Annotated in this window: 3 protein-coding genes and 2 pseudogenes; 1 reads left to right on the top strand and 4 read right to left on the bottom strand. The window is 37.1% G+C overall.

The genetic code is table 11. The features are described from left to right. The 3 genes and pseudogenes from LC574_RS26730 to LC574_RS26720 form a co-directional block, all read right to left on the bottom strand. Positions 1-657: pseudogene (locus tag LC574_RS26730) on the bottom strand (hypothetical protein); the annotation flags it as partial. 20 nt (positions 658-677) lie between these two features. After that, positions 678-1622: a DUF1822 family protein gene (locus LC574_RS26725; RefSeq protein WP_229456643.1), complete on the bottom strand. Its 945-nt coding sequence runs from the start codon at positions 1620-1622 to the stop codon at positions 678-680. Between the two features lie 18 nt (positions 1623-1640). Beyond that, on the bottom strand, positions 1641-2288 hold the full coding sequence (locus tag LC574_RS26720; protein ID WP_229456641.1) for a sigma-70 family RNA polymerase sigma factor: 648 nt from the start codon (positions 2286-2288) through the stop codon (positions 1641-1643). Between the two features lie 256 nt (positions 2289-2544). On the opposite strand from LC574_RS26720, the gene LC574_RS26710 reads away from it, so the two are divergent. Further along, complete coding sequence (locus LC574_RS26710; RefSeq protein WP_267871690.1) at positions 2545-3285, top strand: 2-C-methyl-D-erythritol 4-phosphate cytidylyltransferase; 741 nt, start codon at positions 2545-2547, stop codon at positions 3283-3285. A gap of 318 nt (positions 3286-3603) precedes the next feature. On the opposite strand, the pseudogene LC574_RS26705 reads toward LC574_RS26710, so the two are convergent. Continuing rightward, positions 3604-4429: pseudogene (locus tag LC574_RS26705) on the bottom strand (ISLre2 family transposase); the annotation flags it as partial. Between the last annotated feature and the right edge of the window lie 427 nt (positions 4430-4856).

Raw genomic sequence — 4856 nt, 5'->3', positions numbered from 1 at the left:
AATTAAATCCAAATGAAGAAATTCTTTTCGTTGTGGTTCTACTAAAAATTTTATTTGAGCTTGAGTTGATAATTTCTCTAAAAATTGCCGATCTTTACTAATATCAATTCCTTGGCTATTCCCCAAAATAGCTAATATTCTAACTTTGTTTTCTTTATTATATATTTTATTCGGTCGTTGCAGCTCTATAGGGCTAAGTGCTACTTCTGCATTGGGATAGTCTTCAAAAAAGTTCCATAAATGCCAAGGTATACGTCGCAATAATTTATCACTAGTTGCAATCATAAAACGAATTTCTTCATTTGGATTTAATTGCGTGCGTAACTTTTGCTCTATTTTGCGAAACTGCTCCGAGTTGAGCCAGAGATTGATTCTAGATGATAATTCCTCACATAAATCGTTAAATTCAACTTCCGAAAAATTTGTGACATCAGTCTCTTCAATTTCGAGACGTACAGACCAACCATGATAGCGGTAAAGAGCCGAGTATAGTATTTGCCAATTTCGATAAAGTTGGGGAATTTCTGGTGCTGCTGGTAAACTACCACGAAATTCCATCGCCCGATGATCATTTGTCAACCCAAGTTGAACTGTGACATCGGGGAAGCCTTTGTAGAGGTCTCCCTTACCCAAATTTAAAACAACTAACTTACTCATTGCACTCCGACAAAAAAATGTCAGATGACAAAAGCCTCTTTGATTGTGAAATCACCATTAGACACTTGTATATTAAAGCCTTCTCCAGAATACCCTCTAAATCGTTTTAATTGAATAAAATTATCATTACTTCGTGATACAACTTCTTGGATATTTTCTCCTGATTCTGATAGTAAATTCATTCTCAGGTTAGATTGCAAATAAGTTTTTCCGTTTACTGGATGTAATTGTACTAGTATTTCTACTTTATCTTCAGAATAAGGTGCGATCGCTATTAACAGTACTACAGATTGATTTCCAACTTGTAATCCCAAATCTATTATTTTTGCTCGTGCTACATTGCCTTCACGCTTTGATGAAATACTTCTTAAGGCAAACTTTTTATCATTTATACTGCTGAAAACTTCTTCTAGAGCCATCCAACTATTTTCAAACAGATTCTCGAACCATTGGTTTAAGCTAACTTTTTTTTTGAGTACTTCGCATTGTTTAATTTGATGTAAATGCGAGACTAAATTTTCAAGCGATTCCAAATCACTTAAAAATATCTCACCATTATTAGTTATTCTTCTGGTAAATCCTAGTATTGTAGCTGTCTTGAAAAATTCATCCAATTGCACAGCTATATAGCCAATTCTATTTTCAAAAACTTCTGGGGGAATGAAAACCGTTTGTGAGGAAGCTAACACTGGACGACACTCTAATTTGCCTAAATCTTTGACTTGTAGATCCGCAACATCCATCAAGCCTTGCATTAGGGGATTGTAGCTGAGACTAGCTTCCCAGTCAGTCTTCCAACCTATACAATGCAAATAAAACTTGACTGCTGCCACTGCAAGAGTATTAACATATACCTGTTGCCTTTTGTCAGGATTGCTATGTTTCCGAGAAAATTTTTCTGCTTGAGTGCGACATCCTAAGCCTAAGGGTATGGTAAAAGTTAAAGATTCTGATAAGCTTTGCATGATTTGTTACTCTTTAATTTAAACTGCAAAATCCTGACAGTAAGTTTTAATTTTATTTGCAAATTTATTTAAACTTCGATAATAAAAGCAACTAACTGTAGGGATTTTTATATTATATTCTGCGGCTATTTCTTTCCATGATCTGCCTAAGATTCGTTTTTGAGCCAAAACTTGAAAGTTTACTTGTGGATATTCTTTTAAGTGTTCTTTTTTAAAAATATCCTCAGGATCTAATTTTATACATTCCATCAAAATTTCTGTAATGTCTTGTGCTTCTTCAGGAATGGCTAAATTATCTAGGTGAGCATCGGTGATGTGTGTAACGTTTTCTTGACCAAAAAATTTCTGAACTGCATCTTTGAAAAATCGCTGCTGTAAAAGAAAATTGACCCATACCATCACTGAACCGCGCTCTGGATTATATTTATCTAGATTTTGACAAATATATAATAGAAGCTCTTGTACTGCTTCATTATAAATTTCTTCATAAATATCCACTGAAAATTGCTTCCTTTGCGGATGGCAAAGCCGACCTGATTGCACAACCGTATTAACTAGCTTTGTCAGAGCTAGTTGTCGTGGTTGAGCCATGTGCGGGTATTGCTGCGCTGTTGAAGCTAGTTGTTGAAGCAAAACATCTATTTCATCAAACGAGGTTTGATTCATTTAGCACTCCAAAAGTTTGCTTTCCCTCTATATTTATTTCTGGTTTCAGAAGGCGAATTTTATGCAAAAGAGGTTCTATTTTTACAAAAGTTTACATTTAGCCAACCTAAAGTTTTGTAACAAAATCCAAATTTTGCATAAAAGCTCACCTAAAAAAGCTGATAGATAAATAGAAGTACTTCAATACTTGTCTATTACTTCACTAACTACTTTGCTCATTTTTCTAACTAACAGGAATTAAATATAAGGGGAAACAATGACAAAGATTTTGGTTATTGATACGGAGGAACAAGCCCGCAACATATTTTTAAAATGCTTGGAGGAAGAAGGGTTCAATGTGATCGCTGTAGAAAATGGTCTTGTCGGCGTTCAGCAGGCACAAGAGTACTTACCTGATTTAATAATCAGCGATATTATGATGCCAAAACTCGATGGTTATGGCGTCCTAAGAGAGCTGCGCGAAAACCCTGCCACAGCAATTATCCCCTTGATTTTTGTGACTATATTAGCGACTCTGGCCGACATTCGTAAAGGCATGGAACTGGGAGCAGATGGCTTCTATAATGGGTTGCAGTCCCTACCCGCAATGGCAGAACACGTGTTGATTCACGATGGAGCCAGGTGTTTGGCGACACCAGACTTGTTTGACCGATGTGCCGAGGCAATTCTCCACTGTCAGGGTCTGATTGCCGCTGTTCCTGTCAAAGACACCATCAAAGTTGTAAACCACCAGACACATCTGATTACTCATACACCAGACCGACGTCAGCTTTGGGCGGCTCAAACCCCTCAAGGATTTGAAGTGAAGCTATTGCAACAGTGTCACGCCTCAGGCCGTCGCCAGGGTTGGGAGGTGACAGACGATGCTGCTTTGTTTGAACAATGCCAGTTGCCTGTGCAGATTGTGGAGGGGGAGGAGACGAATCTGAAGGTGACGACGCCTGTTGATTTGGCGATCGCCGAATTGATCCTTCGGCAAAGATTGGAATGGCACTAAGAAAAGCTCTAAGGTATGCGGAGTAAGGGCTACAGCTTTAATGCCTTCTCGCGCAGTCATAGGGGAGCAATGCGATTTTGTTAGACGACCCAAAAAAAGTGCGATCGCTAAACACTAATACTGAAGACAAAAGCCATTTTTATTACACGAATGTGATTAAACGGCACCACAATTTATCTTCTTGAAATATCCCAAGAAGATAGCGGTTAAATAATTTGATTGTTATCGGTCTTGTTGCTGTCTACGCCAGTAATCCAGGAGGCAAGTATTTATTTTTACAAAAAACTAGCCAAATAGCCTCTGCAAGTATAAAATTTATCAAGCAGTTTGAGGTTTAATAAAGGAATTAAAGATAGAGCCAGAAAAATTATCCCAACTTTTAGGTATCCATTGACAGCGTAGGTGTAACATAATTTCAGCATTATTTTTTAACCAAAATTTACTGTTTTCCTTGATTCTTAAATTGACAACTTGGCGGATTAAACTCAAAGAGCACCACTACCAATAGGTAATTTTTTATTTATTGCTTTATCATAATTTAAACGCCCTTGACGATAAGCATCTAAAAGATAATTTCGCTTGCCTACCATAATCTTACACCGCTCTCCAGTAGCTACAGCAATCAACTCATCCATCTGGCTGATTAAGGATTTAGCATTACCTTTTTTTAAACTCAATAAGCTTTTATAAACCATTGTTTAGACTGTGCTTCTTCATGAAAAGCTGCGTCTGCAAATACTTTTAAGTTTTCCGTAACATGATAAAAGTCGAAAAGTTGATAGGTTGATATTGGGCATCCTAATCGCATCAGAAGTGGGGGGATATGTATCCAAATCCACTCTGCCCCATCCCCAATTAATAAAACTTGTTTTGCCTGACTAATTCCCAATTCAACTAAATGTGCTTCTAAAATTTGTAAAAGCGCTTTATATCCATCATAAGTGCCATCATTAGTAATAGGAATCTCAGAGTTATTTATTTTTTTACCTTGCTCATCAACAACATAAATTGTGAACAACTTTGGCTCAACCCATTTGCCAATAAACCCGTGTCGCTTGGTTTGGGATTTTTTTCTTCCCTTTTTATTAATTCGGACTCTACTCCGACCGCCATCTACAGCGATGACAACTCGCTGGTCTTTAAGAACCATTCCCCGTCTCAAAACTATTATTAACAGGGAATTCTACCTTTTTTCGTTCTGCACGAAAAAATTATTGCTTGCATTTGCCTAAAATTTACATAAGAATGATAATCATATAACAGGGGGGTGAGAGAGGGTAGCCTCTCTCACCCCCCTCCCTCTTATTCGATTATCATTTTTAATAAAGATTTAATCAATATAGCACTCCACACGCCTGTTCCAGACGCTATTCATAAATCTTCCCTATTTTTTAGTATTAATACTAATTGACATGTGTTTAATATGTTTCTGTACTGAGAAATCAGATTAGCGATCGCACTTTTTTTGGGTCATCTAACAAAATCGCATTGCTCCCATATCGGCCCCCAGGGCAAACGCGTCATGTCAATAAGCAAAGTATATTCTCAATAGACTTAAAAACAATGTCATT

It is taken from the genome of Nostoc sp. CHAB 5715, assembly GCF_020829685.1.
Classification (GTDB): Bacteria; Cyanobacteriota; Cyanobacteriia; order Cyanobacteriales; family Nostocaceae; genus Nostoc.
The sequence above is the reverse complement of the archived record's forward strand: the minus strand, read 5'-3'. Positions and strand labels throughout refer to the sequence as shown.